The 1406-nt window shown below is 74.8% G+C and carries 1 protein-coding gene; it reads right to left on the bottom strand.

The genetic code is table 11. From position 1 onward, the window contains the following. On the bottom strand, window positions 1-1406 hold a 1406-nt coding region (locus ACTIDRAF_RS0226275; RefSeq protein ID WP_016701598.1), incomplete at both ends, for a CurL C-terminal domain-containing protein.

A 1406-nucleotide genomic window follows, 5' to 3' on the forward strand; every position in this document is an offset into this window, starting at 1 on the left:
CCAGCACCGGGGCCCGCTGAGGGGGTGGGTGGGCAGCGGCACTCGCCGGGCGGGGCGGAGGGGTTCGCCCAACGCCGCCCAGTCCAGGTCGACGCCGAGTTCGTAGAGGCGACCGAGCAACCGGGTGAGGCCGTTCGGTTCGTCTGTCGAGGTGAGGACGGTGGCGTCCGGCCGATCCGCGAGCCGGTGTTCGAGGTGGTCGGCGAGGACGCCTCTGGTGCCGGTCTCCACGAAGATGACGGGGCCGTCGGCGAGGAGGGTGCGGGCGGCCTCGACCAACCGGTCCGGGTCGAGGTCCGCGGCTGGCCGCCTCTCGCGGAGGGCCCGGGTGTCGTCCTCGGTCAGGGTGCCCAGCAGGAACCGGGCGGTGTACCGGGCGAGACCGGTGCTGAGCAGGGTCACGAAGGTGACCCCCGCTTGGAGGAGGGCGCGGTGGGCCTTGAGCTGCCAGCGGGCCGTGGCGGCGGCTGGTTCGGAGAACGGCAGGGAGTCGGGCGGGCCGTCGGCGCCCGCCGTCCCGTGGATGCCCGTTGCGGGGAGTGCGCCGCCGTCGGGGGTGGTGGGGACCCGCGCGTCGGGCGACAGCAGCAGGGCGACCCTGGGTGGTGGGCCAGGTGCGGGTTGGCGTGGAGCACGGTCGTCACCGCGGAGCCAGGTGGCCTGCGCAGCGAGCCGCACGGCGAGTTCCTCCGTGTCCCGCGCGACCAGCGCGACCCGGTGGTCGTAGTGGTCACGGCCCTGGTTGAGGGTGAACGCGATGTCCCGGAGCGGCACGTCGCCCGCGCGGAGCTGGTGGGCGAGGCGGGCGCACAGCTCCGCGAGGTCGTCGGCGGTGCGCGCGGACACCCCGATCAGCGGTGGGTCGGTCGAAGGCAGGGCCGTGGGAGCGGGGGGCGGTGGCGGCTGTTCGACGACGAGGTGCGCGTTGGCTCCACCGAGGCTGAACGAGCTGACGCCGGCCCGGCGGGGCAGGTCGGTTGAGGGCCAGGGCGCGGTCTCGGTGACGACCCGGATCCCGGCGGCGTCGAGGTCGACCCCGGTGGCTGGTCGGGTGAAGTGCAACGAGGGGTACAGCTCGCCGTGCCGAACGCTGAGGATGGCCTTCACCATGCCGGCGGCTCCGGCTGCGTGGTCGAGGTGGCCGATATTGGTCTTGACGGAGCCGATCGGCAGGTGCGCCGGCCGGTTCGCGAAGACCCCCGCCAGGCCCTCCACCTCGATGGCGTCCCCGAGCCGGGTTCCCGAGCCGTGTGCCTCCAGGTAGCCGGCGGTGGCCGGGTCGACGCCGGCCCGCGCCCAGGCCCGGCGGATCACCTCGCTCTGGGCGGCGGCGCTCGGGGAGCTGATGGTGCTGGAGCGGTGCCCGTTGTGGGAGACGGCGGTTCCCCGCAGCACGGCGTGCACGG

Source organism: Actinoalloteichus spitiensis RMV-1378, assembly GCF_000239155.1.
In the GTDB taxonomy this organism is placed as follows: domain Bacteria; phylum Actinomycetota; class Actinomycetes; order Mycobacteriales; family Pseudonocardiaceae; genus Actinoalloteichus_B; species Actinoalloteichus_B spitiensis.